The sequence below is a fragment of the Terrimesophilobacter mesophilus genome (assembly GCF_014200375.1).
Taxonomy (GTDB): Bacteria; Actinomycetota; Actinomycetes; order Actinomycetales; family Microbacteriaceae; genus Terrimesophilobacter; species Terrimesophilobacter mesophilus.
Map to the genome: position 1 here is coordinate 66603 of NZ_JACHBP010000001.1, position 15608 is coordinate 82210.

At 66.7% G+C, this 15608-nt stretch carries 14 protein-coding genes and 4 tRNA genes; 10 read left to right on the plus strand and 8 right to left on the minus strand.

Going from position 1 to position 15608, the window contains the following annotated elements; genetic code table 11:
* Window positions 1–86: 86 nt before the first annotated feature.
* On the minus strand, window positions 87–1304 hold the full coding sequence (locus tag BKA04_RS00300; RefSeq protein ID WP_104094626.1) for an HRDC domain-containing protein: 1218 nt from the start codon (window positions 1302–1304) through the stop codon (window positions 87–89).
* Entirely contained in the window at window positions 1301–1894 is a 594-nt protein-coding gene (locus BKA04_RS00305) for a DUF3000 domain-containing protein (RefSeq protein ID WP_104094627.1), read from the minus strand. The genes BKA04_RS00300 and BKA04_RS00305 overlap by 4 nt, the downstream gene beginning before the upstream one ends.
* Before the next feature lie 22 nt (window positions 1895–1916).
* Here BKA04_RS00305 and BKA04_RS00310 point away from each other — a divergent pair, with 22 nt between their 5' ends.
* The gene (locus BKA04_RS00310; RefSeq protein ID WP_232841908.1) at window positions 1917–3209 is read left to right on the plus strand and encodes an alpha/beta hydrolase family protein; all 1293 of its coding nucleotides are present in this window, start codon (window positions 1917–1919) and stop codon (window positions 3207–3209) included.
* Here the strand turns inward: BKA04_RS00310 and BKA04_RS00315 are convergent.
* The 3 genes from BKA04_RS00315 to BKA04_RS00325 are packed head-to-tail and all read right to left on the minus strand — an operon-like array spanning window position 3142 to window position 5184.
* A complete protein-coding gene (locus tag BKA04_RS00315; RefSeq protein ID WP_104094628.1) occupies window positions 3142–3855 on the minus strand; it encodes a dihydrofolate reductase family protein in 714 nt (237 codons plus the stop codon). The genes BKA04_RS00310 and BKA04_RS00315 overlap by 68 nt on opposite strands.
* On the minus strand, window positions 3852–4292 hold the full coding sequence (locus BKA04_RS00320; protein WP_104094629.1) for a SufE family protein: 441 nt from the start codon (window positions 4290–4292) through the stop codon (window positions 3852–3854). Before BKA04_RS00320 ends, BKA04_RS00315 begins: the two co-directional genes overlap by 4 nt.
* Window positions 4285–5184 (minus strand): sulfurtransferase, encoded by a 900-nt coding sequence (locus BKA04_RS00325; RefSeq protein ID WP_104094630.1) that lies wholly within the window; start codon window positions 5182–5184, stop codon window positions 4285–4287. Before BKA04_RS00325 ends, BKA04_RS00320 begins: the two co-directional genes overlap by 8 nt.
* Window positions 5185–5338: 154 nt before the next feature.
* Between BKA04_RS00325 and zapE the strand changes: the two genes are divergently transcribed.
* The gene (gene zapE / locus BKA04_RS00330; protein WP_232841909.1) at window positions 5339–6364 is read left to right on the plus strand and encodes a cell division protein ZapE; all 1026 of its coding nucleotides are present in this window, start codon (window positions 5339–5341) and stop codon (window positions 6362–6364) included.
* Here the strand turns inward: zapE and BKA04_RS00335 are convergent.
* On the minus strand, window positions 6342–7490 hold the full coding sequence (locus BKA04_RS00335; RefSeq protein ID WP_104094632.1) for a Na+/H+ antiporter NhaA: 1149 nt from the start codon (window positions 7488–7490) through the stop codon (window positions 6342–6344). The genes zapE and BKA04_RS00335 overlap by 23 nt on opposite strands.
* A 151-nt stretch (window positions 7491–7641) precedes the next feature.
* On the opposite strand from BKA04_RS00335, the gene BKA04_RS00340 reads away from it, so the two are divergent.
* Both BKA04_RS00340 and BKA04_RS00345 read left to right on the plus strand, forming a co-directional pair.
* Entirely contained in the window at window positions 7642–8859 is a 1218-nt protein-coding gene (locus BKA04_RS00340) for an ammonium transporter (protein ID WP_104094633.1), read from the plus strand.
* Window positions 8860–8893: 34 nt separating this feature from the next.
* A complete protein-coding gene (locus BKA04_RS00345; protein ID WP_104094634.1) occupies window positions 8894–9895 on the plus strand; it encodes an ammonium transporter in 1002 nt (333 codons plus the stop codon).
* Between the two features lie 48 nt (window positions 9896–9943).
* On the opposite strand, the gene BKA04_RS00350 is transcribed toward BKA04_RS00345, so the two are convergent.
* Window positions 9944–10016, minus strand: a tRNA-Val gene (locus BKA04_RS00350).
* A 116-nt stretch (window positions 10017–10132) separates the two neighbouring features.
* On the opposite strand from BKA04_RS00350, the gene BKA04_RS00355 reads away from it, so the two are divergent.
* From BKA04_RS00355 to BKA04_RS00365, 3 genes are all read left to right on the plus strand, one after another.
* Window positions 10133–10204: transfer RNA gene (locus tag BKA04_RS00355), tRNA-Gly, on the plus strand.
* Between the two features lie 40 nt (window positions 10205–10244).
* Window positions 10245–10318: transfer RNA gene (locus tag BKA04_RS00360), tRNA-Cys, on the plus strand.
* A 13-nt stretch (window positions 10319–10331) separates the two neighbouring features.
* Window positions 10332–10406: transfer RNA gene (locus BKA04_RS00365), tRNA-Val, on the plus strand.
* Between the two features lie 18 nt (window positions 10407–10424).
* Here the strand turns inward: BKA04_RS00365 and BKA04_RS00370 are convergent.
* The gene (locus BKA04_RS00370; protein ID WP_167309622.1) at window positions 10425–10970 is read right to left on the minus strand and encodes a TetR/AcrR family transcriptional regulator; all 546 of its coding nucleotides are present in this window, start codon (window positions 10968–10970) and stop codon (window positions 10425–10427) included.
* A gap of 165 nt (window positions 10971–11135) precedes the next feature.
* On the opposite strand from BKA04_RS00370, the gene BKA04_RS00375 reads away from it, so the two are divergent.
* Genes BKA04_RS00375 through BKA04_RS00385 form a run of 3 tightly spaced genes read left to right on the plus strand, consistent with a single transcriptional unit; the run spans window position 11136 to window position 15601 of the window.
* Complete coding sequence (locus BKA04_RS00375) at window positions 11136–13082, plus strand: S16 family serine protease (RefSeq protein ID WP_104094636.1); 1947 nt, start codon at window positions 11136–11138, stop codon at window positions 13080–13082.
* A 36-nt stretch (window positions 13083–13118) separates the two neighbouring features.
* Entirely contained in the window at window positions 13119–15074 is a 1956-nt protein-coding gene (gene thrS, locus BKA04_RS00380; protein ID WP_104094637.1) for a threonine--tRNA ligase, read from the plus strand.
* A gap of 2 nt (window positions 15075–15076) precedes the next feature.
* On the plus strand, window positions 15077–15601 hold the full coding sequence (locus BKA04_RS00385) for an HIT family protein (protein WP_104094638.1): 525 nt from the start codon (window positions 15077–15079) through the stop codon (window positions 15599–15601).
* The last annotated feature ends 7 nt before the right edge of the window (window positions 15602–15608 follow it).

Genomic DNA, 15608 nt, shown 5'->3' on the forward strand with positions numbered 1-15608 from the left:
GACTCCCTGAACTCTCGACGGCACCATGATGGTGGCACTTCGATCCTAGGCTCGCGTCGAAGGCGCCGAGAATTCTTTGATTCTTCCTACGAGTCCGCGGTATCGGGTTCGGTCTCGGGTTGGCTCGCCTCGACAAAGGCGTCCACTATCACCTGGGCTGTTGCGTCGCACTGCCACGGACGGGCGCCTCCTGCCGCGAGCATGGTGCGGACATCGTCGACCGTCACCGGTTCCGGAGGCTCCCATGCGACCTGCCGGAGCAACTCGGGGGTCAGCAGGTTCTCGACCGGAATGGACAGCTCCTCGGACAGCGCGGCGAAGGCCGTGCGTGCAGCCTTGATCCGGCGATCGGCCTCCGGGCGGCGGTCGGGCCACGCGCGAACGGGCGGGATGGCATCGCTCGGCACCTTCAGGCGGGGCAGGTCCTCGACGGCCATCCCGCGCTCGATCGCGGCCCACCAGCGCGGAAGCTGGCTGCGACTGGCCCTGCCGTTGAACTCTCGGAGCGCCGCGAGGTCGCTCTTCGTCGCGGGGAGGTTCTTCGCCGCGGCGGTGATCGAAAGGTCGGGGAGCAATCGCCCGGGCGCGGTGTCGATCTCGCGGGCGTACTCATCCCGTGCCGTCCACAACGCTCTGGCCACGGCGAGGCTCCTCGGCTGCCGAAGCGAGTGCAGCCCGGAGAGCCGTCGCCATGCGTCGGGGTTCGCGGGCTTCGGCTCCTTCGCGAGAGTCGCCGCGAACTCCTGGCGGGCGATCTCGGACTTGCCGTTCCTCTCGAGAAGCTCAGCGAGCGCATCCCGCAGGTCGACGAGCAGTTCGACGTCGAGCGCGGCGTAGACGAGCCAGGCCTGGGGCAGCGGCCTGGTGGACCAGTCGGCGGCGGAGTGCTCTTTCGCGAGGTGGATCCCGAGCAGTTCCTCGACGACGGAGCCGAGCCCGACGCGGGGAATGCCGGCGAGGCGCGCGCCGAGTTCGGTGTCGAAGATCGTCTCAGGATCCAGTCCGACCTCGCGCAGGCAGGCCAGGTCCTGGCTCGCAGCGTGAAGGATCCACTCGACGGAACCGACGGCCTCCTGGAGTTCGGAGAATTCACCGATCGCCGGCGGGTCGAACAGGAAGCTCCCCGCGCCGCGACGGAACACCTGGATGAGATATGCGCGCTGTGAATACCGGTATCCGGATGCCCGCTCGGCGTCGATGGCGAGGGGTCCGCTGCCGGCCGAAATGATCTCCACCGCGGTGAGGAATCCACGGCGGGAATCGATGACGGCGACGGGATCGTGGGGAGCTTGCTCTGACGTCACGTGGTCGCGCGCCTCGCAGCCAGCAGAGCGACACCGTCTGGAGTCGGCGGAAGTCCGGCGAGCATGCAGATGAGGTCACCCCACGCCTCGACGTGCCTGGCCATCGACTCGTCAGAGGGGGTCCAGCTCGCCCGCAGCTCGATCTGGGCGCCGTCTCCCTGGTCGGCGAGGCCGCCGAATCCGGTGGACAGGATCTTCGTGGCCGTGCCGGATGGCGCCGTGTAGGAGGCCCCGCGCGAGTCCAGCGCATCGATGAGCCATGACCAGGCGACCTCGGCGAGGAAGGGGTCGATTCCGATGTCCGTCTCGAGGGGAGCCTGCGCGTAGCAGACGATGCGGAACTGCCCGCCCCACGCGTCGGGAGCGCTCGGGTCATGCAGCAGCACGAATCTCCCGGTCGCCAGGTCGGAGTCCTCGTGGTGGCGGGCAGGTGTCACGTCGGCGGCCAGAGCGATGGAGAAGGGGGCGAGATTGACCGGCGCGGCGATCCCCGTGACCTGGAGCTCTTCACGCAGCCCGGCGAGGTGCACGGACTCGACGGCAGCGGAAAACGCCGCGGGCACCTCGGGTCCGGTCGAATTCGCTCGCACGAGTGAAGACTAAAGTTCCAGAGTGGGACTTTCGGGGAGGCACGCCGTCCGCGCGGCAGTCGGACGCCGCAACACGCGGCCGCGCATCCTGATCGGTCTCGGCGTCCTCGCCGGTGCCGTCGCCGTTGCCGGGGTCGCGGCGGCGGTGGTGTCGATCGCCATGGTGCGGGCCATCCTCATTCCGCCGACATCGCGCGAGCAGGACACGGACATCCTCGATGTGGACAGTGCTGCCGGCACCATCACGTTCTCCCGATCGCCGGACGCCATGGTCGATGGCCGGTTCAGCTTCTGGTTCTCGGATGCGACGGGGCACGCGAGGATCGGGCGGATCAGGTCCGCGACGGCGCATTCGGTCACGAGGGTTCTTCTCCGCGTCGATTTCGGCGACATCGAGTCCGCGACGAAAGGCCGGTTCAACGGCTGGTTCTACCTGTATCCGAGCGACCTCGGCGTCGAGTTCGACGATGTCGTCGTCGACACGGAGCTCGGCCCGGCACCGGCCTGGCTCGTCCGCCCCGAGGCACCCAATGCGGATTCGAGTGCAGATCCGTGGGTCATCCAGGTGCACGGTCGCGCGGTCATGCGCGCGGAGACCATCCGTGCCATCCCGGTGTTCCGCGACGAGGGCTATACGTCGCTCCTGGTCTCATACCGCAACGATTTCGAGGCGCCGACGAGCCCGGACGGGCGCTATTCGCTCGGCGACACGGAGTGGAGGGACATCGACGCGGCACTCGAATTCGCGAAGGACCACGGTGCGACCTCCGTCGTCCTCATGGGATGGTCGATGGGCGGCGCGGCGGCGCTCCAAGCCGTGAGCCGTTCGCCGCTGGCCGGGCTCGTGAAGGGCCTGGTCCTGGATTCGCCCGTCATCGACTGGGTCGACGCTCTCGACTACCAGGGGCGCGCGAAGGGGATCATCCGCCCCATCCGGTCGATCGTCTACTCGATGATCAGTGGGGACTGGGGTGCACCCTTCACAGGGCTCGAGGACCCGATCGACCTGGGGCGGCTCGACTTCGTCGGGCGGGCGGAGGAGCTGTCGATACCGATCCTGATCCTCCACAGCGACGACGACGGTTATGTCCCATCGTCGGCATCCCGTGCGCTTGCCGAGGCCCGCCCCGACATCGTGACGCTCGAGGTCTTCGATACCGCGCGGCATACCAAGCTCTGGAACTACGACCCGGACCGCTGGACCGCTGTGATCCGGTCCTGGCTTCGCGGGCTGGATGCCGCATCCGTCACGGCGCGCTCCTCACGGCCCAGCGAGCGTACAGGACGCTCTCGGAGTCCACGAGGAGCTGGTTGAGGCGAAGCGGTCGTGAACCGTCGAGACCGGGCAAGACCGGCACGTCGACGCCGTTCACGATGGGGCTGGTCGAGAGGCACAGCTCATCGACGACGTCGGCATCGACGAGCTGTGATGCGAGCATCGGCCCACCCTCGCACACAATGCGTTCATGGCCGAGTCTCCGCAGCGCGTCGACGATCGCCGAGGCCTGCAGTCGCGGGCCAGGCAGCTGCACGATGGCCACGGGTCGGTCCCCCAGCGAGGACCGAACCATATCCTCGGCGCTGGCGGGGCAGAGGACGATGATGCGGCCGGGGCCGACGTCGGCGGGAATGCGATGGCCACGAAAGTCGCCGGTACCGGTCACGATGGCGAGCGGCGCGGACTTCGGCAGGAAATAGCCCTCCCGGCGGACACTGCTCGCGCCGACCAGGACCACGTCGGAGAGCCGACGGATGGCGCCGAGGATCCGGCGGTCGGTCCGGTTCGAGAGGCCGTTGGAGGTGCCGTCGGATCCTGCGGCGTTTCCGTTGACGCTCGCGACGAGGTTGAGCCTCAGCCAGCGAGCCTGTGGAGGCGTGTACAGCGACTCGAGCGTGTCGTCGTCGGCGTCGTCCAGGTCGAACCCCGCGGGCGGAGCGGGGATCAGCCGCGTGAGGGTCACGACGCCCGCTTCGCGCGGACCTGCCCCTTGGTGCGGCCGAGAAGCGCGCTCATCCCGCGAATCCGCAGGGGACTGACGGCCTCGTTGAGGCCGAGCGTCTGAGGATAGTCGTCCGGAACGTCCAGAACCTCCTGCGAGGTCAGCCCTGCGAGCCCCTGGACGAGGATCGACGCGAATCCCCGCGTCGTCGGCGATTCCGCGGGGGCCGTCGCATAGAGGTGCACGATGTCGTCGCCGTCGACCTCGACGAAGATGAACACGGGTGACTGGCACTCGACCACGCGCTCGAAGAGGTCAGGATGATCGCGGTACCGCTCCGGGAGTTCAGGCAGCTCGTTCGCGAACTCGAGAAGCAGCGTCAACCGGTCGCGGACCTCGAGTTCCAGGAACTCGTCGCGAATGTCCCCGAGGGCATCCGGGAGGATCGAGTCAGACATGCGGGACGACTCCGGGCTCCGGACCCGTGGCGATCGGGACGCGTACAGAGCTTCCCCACTCGGTCCAGGAGCCGTCGTAGTTGCGCACGTTCTCGAATCCGAGAAGGTACTTCAGGACGAACCAGGTGTGGCTCGAGCGCTCGCCGATCCGGCAGTATGCGATGACCTCGGATCCCCGGGTGAGGCCGGCGTCATCCAGGTAGATCGATTCGAGGTCCGAGCGGCGTTTGAACGTCGCGTCGTCCGCGGCGGCACGCGCCCAGGGAACGGATGCCGCAGACGGAATATGCCCGGATCGCAGAGCGCCCTCCGTGGGATAGCCGGGAATCTCCGTGCGCTCGCCGCTGTACTCCTCGGGAGAGCGAACGTCGATGAGCGGCTTTCCGAAGTGTGCGAGGACGTCATCGCGATAGGCGCGATTCTCGGAGTCGTCGCGCTCGATCACGGGGTACTCGACCGCACGCGGGGTGGGTACGGTCGTGGTGGTCTCGCGACCCTCGGCGATCCACTTGGCGCGCCCGCCGTCCAGCAGCCGGACATCCGGGTGGCCGAACAGCGTGAACACCCACAGGGCGTATGCAGCCCACCAATTGTTCTTGTCCCCGTAGAAGACGACCGTCGAGTCGCGCGATATCCCCTTCGATCCGGCAAGCCGGGCGAACGCCTCGCCGTGGAGGAAATCACGCTCGATCGGGTCGTTGAGCTCCGTGTGCCAGTCGACCTTGACCGCGCCGGGGATGTGACCCGTGTCGTACAGCAGCACATCCTCGTTCGACTCCACGACGACGAGCCCCGGCCGGTCGAGGTTCGCCTGGAGCCATCCGGTGGACACGAGCCGCTCAGGGTGCGCATAGTCCGCGAACTGCTCTGCTGGATCGACGTCGATGGTCATGCACAACCTCCATGAGTGGGCCCGGTTCGCGAACGTGCGCGAATGCGGGGATGCGGTCTGTCAGCGTTAGGCTTGACTGTTCCCGCCGTTACCAATGTACGCACTCTCGCCATCCGGCGACATCGGTACGCAGCCACTACCAAGGAAGATCGACGTGCCGACATCACCCTCGACGGATGCCGCCAGTCTGACTTCTCGTCGCCCGACGTTGTCCGGAACGGAGATCGTCGACCACCTGGTTCCGCCGCGGCAGTTCCGCAACGCGACGTTCGACTCCTACCGCCCCGATCCCGATTACCCGTCCCAGCAGGCGGCTCTGGATGCCGTCCGGCGGTTCGCGTCGGTATGGACGCCGTCCCGATCGTCGTTGTTCGGTCGCCGGAGGAGGAACGAGGAACTCCCCGGGATCTACTTCGACGGCGGATTCGGCGTCGGGAAGACCCACCTGCTCGCCGCGCTCTGGCACAGCGCTCCCGGTCGCAAGTACTTCGGGACGTTCATCGAGTACACGGCGCTCGTCGGCGCCCTCGGCTATTCGGCAACGGTCGATCTCCTGCGGGGCGCGACGCTCCTGTGCATCGACGAGTTCGAACTCGACGACCCGGGAGACACTCGCCTCATGGCCCGGCTGCTGGGCGATCTCGCGAACTCCGGTACGCGCTTGGCCGCGACCTCCAACACTCCTCCCAACGCGCTCGGCGACGGCCGATTCGCCGCTGTCGACTTCCTCCGCGAGATCGACTCGCTCGCCGCGCGGTTCACCATCATCCGCATCGACGGGCTCGATTATCGCCGGCGCGCACTCGACGGCCATGCCGTGAGCGTGTCCGACGTCGAGTTCGCGAACGCCATGGAGGAGATCGCGGGCCCGGTGACGATCGACGACTTCGAGAGCGTGGTCCACCACCTGTCGACGGTGCATCCCTCGCGTTACACGAAGTTCGTGGAGGGTCTCGCCGGCGTCGGGTTCAGGAACGTCACGGTCCTCCACAGTCAGACGGATGCCCTCCGCTTCGTCGCGTTCGTGGACCGACTCTACGACGCGCGTGTGCGTGTCATCGCGACGGGCATCCCACTCGATCAGGTCTTCCCCGACGACATGCTCGCCGGCGGGTTCCGCAAGAAGTATCTGCGGGCCGCCTCGCGGCTCATGTCGCTCACCTCTCAGGAGCAGGACTGACCCGACCGCGCCGGTAGTGCGCTGCGCGTGACCAGGCGATGGCCGCTCCGATCACCGCGGCGATCGTCGAGGCGACGAGGACCGCGAGAGTGCCCTCGACGGCAACGACGGGCAGGTGGCCGAACGCGAGTTCGTTCATGAGAAGAGAAACCGTGAAGCCGATGCCCCCGAGGCCGGCGACGACGAGAAGGTCTCCGAAGGGTACGCGGTCGCTGCGGTGTGCTGCGAGCGCCGATGCGATCACGCCGCCCGCCGTGATGCCGACCAGTTTCCCGAGGGGGAGTGCGATGAGAATCGCCCAGAACACCGGGCTCAGGTCGCGGAGCCCGACCCCCGGGATGACCACGAGCGCGGCCACGAACGCGAAGATCGGCAGGACGGCGAGGTTGACGACCGGTTCGAGCGCGCGTCGAGTCCTGGCGGCGGCTCGTGGCGCGAGGACCAGTCCGAGTGCGACACCGGCGATCGTGGGATGGATGCCGCTGAGGGCGACGAGGACCCAGGCGGCGAGGCCGAGCACGATGAGAGCCGGAAGGTATCCCCTCGACCTCCGGTAGCTCAGCCAGCCGAACAGGAGGATGACCGGCGCGGCCAGGATCAGGGGAAGCGGCTGGAGCCCGGTCGTGAAGAACACGCCGATGATGACGATCGCGATGAGGTCGTCGATGACGGCGAGCGCGAGCAGCAGCGCCCGGATGCGGCCAGGCAGTCCGCGACCGACGATGGCGAGCACTCCGAGCGCGAACGCGACATCCGTTGCGGTCGGAATCGGCCATCCGGAACTCAGTTCCGGCTCGCGCACGATCAGCAGGAAGATGATCGCGGGAACGACGACACCGCCCACCGCGGCGACGACCGGCACGAGGGCTCTGCGCGCACTGGCGAGCTCGCCGCGCGTGAGCTCCTGGCGCAGTTCGATGGCGGCGAGCAGGAAGAAGATGGCGAGCAGGCCGTCCTTGACCCAGCCGCCGGTCGTGAGCGACAACCCGATGAGCGGGAGGGGGAGTGGAGCCCCGACCACGGCGGCGACGCCGGGGCCGACCGGCGTGTTGGCGAGTGCAAGGCCGAGTGCCGCGGCGGCGACGAGCAGGACCGCCGCAATCCGTTCGGACCTGAGGATGCGCATCCGCTCCAGCCTACGGGGCGTCGGCGTGCGCCGCGAAACACGCCGTTCACGGGGGGCCGCATCTTGTAACACCGTCGAAACGGGACAGGCGGCTCCGACGAAACACGGTGGGTGGATGCTGGCCCGACCACACAGAAAGGGCATGCATCCCATGGACACTGGCGAACTCTCGTGGGCCGTCACCGCGTCGGCGCTCGTACTCTTCATGACGCCCGGCGTCGCATTCTTCTACGGCGGTCTGGTCAAGGCCAGGAGCGTCGTCAGCATGATGATGATGAGTTTCGGGGCCATCGGCCTCATCGCGGTCATCTGGATCCTGTACGGCTTCAACATGTCATCGGTCGCGTCTCCTTCGGCCTTCGCGGGCAACCCGTTGTCCGATTTCGCGCTGGACTCCGCCGACAATGAGACGCTCATCGGCGCCCTGTTCGGCGCGACGTTCGCCATCATCACCGTTGCGCTCATCTCGGGCGCCATCGCCGACAGGGCGAAGTTCAGTGCGTGGCTCATCTTCGCCGGAGCCTGGGCGACCTTCGTGTACTTCCCGGTCGCGGCGTGGGTCTGGGGCGGCGGGTGGATCATGCACCTCGGCTCGACATTCGGTCTCGACTATTCCGTGATCGACTATGCGGGCGGAACCGCCGTCCACATCAACGCGGGGGCGGCGGCGCTCGCACTCGCGCTCGTCCTCGGCAAGCGAGTCGATTTCGGCAGGGGAGCGAACAAGCCGCACAACGTGCCCCTTGTCGTCCTCGGCGCCGCCATCCTGTGGTTCGGCTGGTTCGGGTTCAACGTCGGTGCCCAGTACCTGAGCGGGATGGACAACGCCGGCCTCATCGCGATCAACACGCTGGGCGCGAGTGCCGCGGCGGTCATGGGCTGGCTCGTGGTGGAGAAGATCAAGGGCGGCAAGCCGACATCGGTGGGCGCGTGCTCCGGCGCTGTGGCGGGACTCGTGGCCATCACGCCGTCGTGCGCGAACCTCACACCGGGGTGGGGGCTCCTCCTCGGGCTCGTGGCCGGCGTCGTCTGCGCTCTCGCGGTGGAGCTGAAGTACAGGCTCGGATTCGACGATTCACTCGACGTCGTCGGCATCCACATGGTCGGCGGGCTCATCGGCACCGCATATCTCGGCCTCTTCGCCACTCACACGGGGCTTCTGGTCGGAGGGGACGTCATGCAACTCGTCATGCAGCTGATGGCGGCAGGCGGGGTGCTCGTCTACTCCTTCGGGGTCGCGTTCGCTATCGGCTGGCTCATCAACCGCACGATCGGCTTCCGGGTGGCGAGCGACGACGAGATCGCCGGCATCGACACCGTCGTCCACGGTGAGGAGGGCTACGTGCTGGAACTGGTCAGAGACGAGTGAACCGGTGCGGTCGCCTTCGTGGTAATCATGGAGGGTGGCCGACCCGATCCTCATCCTCGTGAGCGCTGCCGTGACCCTGCTCGGTGTGCCGGGAGTGCTGCTGTATTCGGGAGGGTCGTGGCGGATTCTCGGCCCGGATGTCGCCCTCCTCACGGCCCTGTGGGTCGTCATCGGCCTCGTCGGCGGTGTCACCGGGCTCCTCCCCGCGGGCTTCGCCATCATCGTCGGAGCCACCGGGATCGTGATGGGCGCCGCGGTGAGCGCGGCCCTCGCCGAGAGCCTTCCATCGACCCGCGCGCGTCTTCTCGCGGTGGTGGAGTTCAGCATCCTGATCTTCCTGCCCCTCGTTCTCGTCGTCTTCGGCGGCAGTGGGACCTGGCTGTACCGCGACATCGGGGCTCTGGATTTCGCCGGTGCGCTTCCGATCGCGATCGGGACGGGTACCGGCCTCACCGCGCTCGCATGGTTGTCCGGTCATCGTGCTGAGGCCGACGGCACCCTCGCACTGCGGGGCGCCATGCTCTTCGCCTTCGCCGCGCTCGGATGCGCCATCGGCCTGGAGCTCAGGGTGGACGAATTGACACCCGCGATCGCTCTCAACATGCTCATGACCCCCGCCGTTGCGATCCTGGCGGCGGCCGGGATCGAGCGCGTCAAGCGCGGCAGGAACACACGTCAGGGGCTCGCCGCGGGCACCCTGGCCGGGGTTGCCGCTGCGATCGCCGCGTGCGCATACCTCGAGACGGTATCCGCGCTCGTGCTCGGTCTCGTCGTCGGAGCAGTTGCCGAGACGGTGTTCCGTGGCTCTTCGGCGGCGGGGCGGATGGCGACACCGCTCCTGATCGGCGGCGTGACCGGGCTGCTGTTCCTGGGCATCTTCGCCCTGGATGTCGGCTTCGTCTATTCGGGCCAGCCGGTTCTGCTCGGACGGCAGGCGATCGTCTGCGTTGCAGCGATCGGCTATTCCGCGCTCGTGGCTGCCGTCATTCTGCTGCCGCTGCGCCGGCAGCTCGGCCCAGCTCCGCGACGCGTTTGACGGCGGCGGGTGTCTCGCACATCCGTCTGCACGGTCGTGTGGGTGTTGTGGGCGATACCGGACTCGAACCGATGACCTCTTCCGTGTGAAGGAAGCGCGCTACCAACTGCGCCAATCGCCCATGTCAGCCAGGCCGACCTGACAATCCTGCCATAGGTTTCGTCACACGCCACGCGAGAATTGTCATGCATGCTGGGCATCGGCTAGAGTCACTAGGCACGTAGAAATGCGGGCGATGCGGATGTGGCGCAGTGGTAGCGCACAACCTTGCCAAGGTTGGGGTCGCGAGTTCGAATCTCGTCATCCGCTCGAGTGGGAAGTGTCAGCCTCGCTGGTGCGGCCCGCACGCGGTGGAGTGGCCGAGAGGCGAGGCAGCGGCCTGCAAAGCCGTACACGCGGGTTCAAATCCCGTCTCCACCTCCAGGTATGACAACCTGGGCGATTGGCGCAGCGGTAGCGCGCTTCCCTGACACGGAAGAGGTCACTGGTTCGATCCCAGTATCGCCCACCACGAGCAACGCAGCGAGGGTCAGCCCTCCTCGCCGCCCAGCACCACCTCGATGAGCGGCTGCACCCATGGATATTCGTCCGTGTTGTCGCGATAGCCCATCGCGAGGACGGTGTTGATGAGCAGACCCCGTGCGAGATAGTCGCGCGCCTCTTCCGGCGTCGCGTTCGCGTGGTCGACCAGCACACCGTACATCCGGGCCAACAGTCCACGCACATACGCCCCGACGGCGGGAACCGCGCTCGCGGCGAAACCCTGCTGGAGCACGAACATCACCGACTCCTCGAGGACCGTGTGCCGGAACGCATCGGTGAACCGACTCAGGTCGAACGTATCGAGTCCGATGCTCTCCATCTGCCGGACGATGATGTCCCCGGCCCGGTCGAGCACCTCGAGGAAGAGAGCCTCCTTCGTGCCGAACACCTGGATCACGTACGGTTGCGATACTCCGGCCTCCTGCGCCACCCTCGCGGTGGAAGTGCCGAAGTATCCGCGCTGGGCGAACGCCGTCGTCGCCGCGCGCAACATCTGCTCGCGACGAGATTCCTGACGGTCGGGAATAGCCATTGGACTCGACGGTACACCCCCGGCGGCGTTGATCCGACCCGCCATTTGCCTCGGATGAAAATGTCTGCCATTATCGACCGATAACTGCTTATCAAGCGATTACTCCCACATCCCCGAACCATCCGTCGGCCGCCGATCGCGGCCGCGCAGACGCAAAGGAAACTCGTGACCGCACACGCATCCGGTACCCGTTCCGCCCCGAAGACCCTCGTGAGATTCCTCACGGTCGTCCTCGGCTTCTCTCTGGCCTTGACGGCGTGCGCCGTCGTTCCGCCGGTCAAGAAGGACGTCAACACCGCGCCGAAGAAGACCGAGGTCACCGTGCAGGTGCTGTACGCCAAGGGGGACACCGGAGGGCACTCCGAGCAGAGGATCTCCGTGAGACCGTCGGATGACGGCGAGTTCTCGATCGACATCTCCGAGGACGAGGTCTCCGGATTCGGGGACATGATCCGCGCAGCATCCTGGAACGCCGTCATGGTTGCGACGGTGCTCACCGGTGCTTCGCTCGCGAACCAGTACCGCTTCGAACTGAGCGGGCGGGTGGACGGGCCGAGTGCGGGCGGCCTCACGACCGCTGCGGTGCTGTCGCTCTTCCTCGGCGACGACATCCTGAAGGGTGTATCGATGACGGGAACGATCAATCCGACGGGCACGATCGGGCCGGTGGGCGGGATCCCGCAGAAGCTGCAGGGGGTCATCGACTCCGGAGAATTCACGAAGATCCTGATCCCGGCGGGCCAGCGCAATGCTGTCGACCCGTCAGGCACGGCGGTCGATCTCGTGACGATGGGCAAAGAGGGCGGCGTCGAGGTCGTCGAGGTGGCCGACATCTACGAGGCGTACAAGCACCTGACCGGGAAGGACCTCCCTGTTCCGGAACGGAGCGCCGACCCGCGGGTGAGCGAGGCCGGGTACGCCAAGCTCAAGAGTGCGGCAGATGCAGAACTTGCCGGCTTCGCGCAGGCAGTCGCCGACTACCGCGCCCTGTCCACTCAGGTGCAGGATGTCGGCGCTGCGGTATTCCAGGATGCGGCGCAATACGCCGATCGCGCCCGCAACCTCCAGTCGCAGGGCATCCAGGGCGGCGCATTCATCGAGGCGCTCTCAGCGAACTTCCTTCTGCGTGCCGCGACCAATGCCTATATGACTGCACAGCTCGCGCTGCACCAGGGGGTTCCTGCGCTGTCCGCCAAACTCGCCGGCACTGCGACGGTGGAGGACAAGTTCGTCGCGTTCCTCGACCAACTGGGGACCTACACACCGAAGACGCTCACCGACGTCGAGAACCTGGTGACCGCCTACGGAAACGCCTTCGACGCGTTCTCCCTGCTCGGGTACGCCTCGGATGCGCTCGACACCGTCCTCGCCAATGCGAAGGACGGCGCATACTCCAGCATTGAAGCGCTCCTGGATGCCGCACTCACTCCTCTTCTGCTGTTCGAATTCGCGAGCGGCCAGGTCGACGCGACGAAGTCGATCTTCGAGGTGGGCCGGGACAACGGCGGGGCGCCCATCGCGAAGAACGTCGATCTCGATGCCATCGGGTCATTCTTCCGTCGCGGGGCAGACGCGAACTGGGAAGCCTTCGAGGCCGGGTTCGTGCAACAGCAGGCCACGAGGTACGGGCTCTCCAACGATGTGTTCCGCGGCTATCTCATGGATGCCGACCTTGCCGTCGCACTGTCCTACAGCGCTAAGCAGCGGCTGGGGCTCATCCAGAACTACATCGGAGAGGGCAAGCCGAATGCCGCGTATGCGGCGATGGGCTACGGCTTCCTCAACTACTCGCGAAACGCGATCCACATCGAGAAGTACTACAGCAACGGAGTGCTGAACGATGATCTCGAGGTCATCGGTGTCCGGTCCGAGATCGCCCTGGCGAGAGCGCTCGACCTCGGCAGGGCCCAGGTCTCGCAGGCGGTCGGTGTGCTCGACGGCAAGGGCACCATGCCCGTGCTCACCGTGGCCGACTTCGAGAGCGCAGGCGTCAATCGCGAAGGTGACATCGCCGACAAATTCGAGGTCATCGAAAACTACTCCGGGCAGTTCATCATGTCGCGCATTCTCGCCTTTGTCGGCGGCTTCCCCTCGGAGGGATACACGCGCTGAATTCTGACCTGCCGGACGCCAACTAAAGTTGATGGAATGAGCAGCCAGAAGACCGGATTCGACCTGTATGAGGACCGCAGCATCGTCGCGATGCGCGTCAACGGCGAACTGCGGGACCTGGCGACGACGGTCACGGATGCCGACACCGTCGAGCCCGTGGCGATCGACTCCCCGGATGGGCTGAACATCCTGCGGCACTCCGCCGCGCACGTCACAGCGCAGGCCGTGCAGGCGATCAATCCGGAGGCGAAGCTCGGCATCGGCCCGCCGATCACCGACGGCTTCTACTACGACTTCGACGTCGAGACCCCGTTCACCCCCGAGGACCTCAAGGCCATCGACAAGGAGATGGCCCGCATCGTCAAGCAGGGCCAGCGGTTCCAGCGGCGCGTGGTCACCGAGGAGGAGGCGCGGGCCGAGCTTGCATCCGAACCCTACAAACTCGAACTCATCGGGTTGAAGGGCGGGACCGCAGAGGACGAGTCCGTCGAAGTCGGCGGCGCAGACCTCACGATCTACGACAACGTCGATGCGAAGACGGGGGAGACCCTGTGGAAGGACCTCTGCCGCGGCCCGCACCTGCCGAACACCCGTCTGATCGGCAACGGATACGCCCTCACCCGCGTCGCGGCCGCCTACTGGCGCGGCTCGGAGAAGAACAAGCAGCTCCAGCGCATCTACGGGACCGCCTGGCCGACCAAAGACGAATTGCGCGCGTACCAGGTGCGCCAGGAGGAGGCCGCCCGGCGCGACCATCGCAAGCTCGGCAAGGAGCTCGACCTGTTCTCCTTCCCTGAGGAGATCGGCTCCGGTCTCTCGGTGTGGCATCCGCGCGGAGGCATTGTGCGCGAGGAGATCGAGCAGCACGCGAGGCGCCGCCACCGCGAAGCCGGCTACACCTACGTGTACACACCGCACATCGCGAAGCAGGACCTGTTCCTGCAGTCGAACCACCTCGTGACCTACAAAGAGGGCATGTTCCCCCCGATCCGCATGGACGAGGAGGTGGACGGCGATGGCAACATCACCAAGGAGGGCGTCGACTACTACCTCAAACCCATGAACTGCCCGATGCACATCCTCATCTACAAGGAGCGCGGGCGCAGCTACCGCGACCTGCCGATGCGTCTGGCGGAGAACGGCACCGTATACCGCAATGAGCTCTCCGGGGCCCTGCACGGCCTCACGAGGGTGCGCGGCTTCACGCAGGACGACTCCCACCTCTTCGTCGCGCCGGATCAGTTGCAGGACGAGGTCGCGAAAGTCCTCGACTTCGTGGTCTCCATGCTGCGCGACTTCGGCCTCACCGAGTTCTCGCTCGAGCTCTCGATGAAGGACGAGCACAAGGACAAGTGGATCGGCTCCGAGGAGTTCTGGGCGAGCTCTACGGATGCCCTGCGCCAGGTCGCCCTGCGCAGCGGGCTGAAGCTCACCGAGGTGCCGGGCGAGGCCGCCTTCTACGGGCCGAAGATCGACCTCAAGACCCGGGATGCGATCGGCCGGGAATGGCAGTTGTCCACCGTCCAGGTCGACCCGAACCTCCCGGAGCGCTTCGACCTCGAGTTCACCGATCGCGACGGCACCCGCCAGCGCCCGATCATGATCCACCGCGCGCTGTTCGGATCGATCGAGCGGTTCTTCGCCATTCTGCTCGAGCACTATGCCGGGGCGTTCCCGGTGTGGCTCTCGCCCGTGCAGGCCATCGGCATTCCGGTCGCCGAGGAGTACTACGACTACGTGAGCGGTATCGTCGAGCAGCTGAGGGCGGCCGGCGTGCGCGCCGAGGTCGACACCTCCAGCGACCGGATGCCCAAGAAGATCCGCAACGCCACCCTGCAGAAGATCCCGTTCCAGCTCATCGCGGGGGAGGAGGACCGCGCAGCCGGCGCCGTGAGCTTCCGGTTCCGAGACGGCCACCAGGAGAACGGCATCCCGGTCGCGGACGCGATCGAGCGCATCCGAACCGCCATCGCCGAACACGCGCAGGTCTGACCATGGAGGATTCAGCGGATTTCGCGGCCGTTCCGGATGCCTTCCAGCGCCTGTGGACCCCGCACCGTCTCGTATACGTGCAGGACCAGACGCAACCGGGCGAACACGACTGTCCGTTCTGCGCGGCGCCGGGCATGGATGACGAGAAGGCGCTCATCGTCGCCCGCGGCGAACACGCATACGTCCTCCTGAACCTGTTCCCCTACAACTCAGGGCACCTTCTCGTCTGCCCGTATCGCCATGTTGCGCTGTATGACGACGCGACGAGCGAGGAGGTCGGCGAGATCGCGAGCCTCACGCAGACAGCGATGAGAGTGGTCCGATCCGTGTCGAACTGCGACGGGTTCAACCTCGGAATGAACCAGGGGCAGGTCGCCGGCGCGGGGATCGCGGCGCACCTGCACCAGCACATCGTGCCCCGCTGGGCCCTCGACTCCAACTTCTTCCCGATCATCGCGGAGACGAAGGCGCTTCCGAAGCTGCTCGGCGAGGTGCGCCGGGAAATCGCGGCGGCATGGCCGGGATAGAATAGGG

What these genes read in the sequence shown, in the direction of transcription:
- BKA04_RS00320 (WP_104094629.1), bottom strand. Translation starts at nt 4,292, where the DNA reads ATGTCTGACTCGATCCTCCCGGATGCCCTCGGGGACATTCGCGACGAG.
- BKA04_RS00325 (WP_104094630.1), bottom strand. Translation starts at nt 5,184, where the DNA reads ATGACCATCGACGTCGATCCAGCAGAGCAGTTCGCGGACTATGCGCAC.
- BKA04_RS00335 (WP_104094632.1), bottom strand. Translation starts at nt 7,490, where the DNA reads ATGCGCATCCTCAGGTCCGAACGGATTGCGGCGGTCCTGCTCGTCGCC.
- BKA04_RS00340 (WP_104094633.1), top strand. Translation starts at nt 7,642, where the DNA reads ATGGACACTGGCGAACTCTCGTGGGCCGTCACCGCGTCGGCGCTCGTA.
- BKA04_RS00370 (WP_167309622.1), bottom strand. Translation starts at nt 10,970, where the DNA reads ATGGCTATTCCCGACCGTCAGGAATCTCGTCGCGAGCAGATGTTGCGC.
- thrS (WP_104094637.1), top strand. Translation starts at nt 13,119, where the DNA reads ATGAGCAGCCAGAAGACCGGATTCGACCTGTATGAGGACCGCAGCATC.
- BKA04_RS00385 (WP_104094638.1), top strand. Translation starts at nt 15,077, where the DNA reads ATGGAGGATTCAGCGGATTTCGCGGCCGTTCCGGATGCCTTCCAGCGC.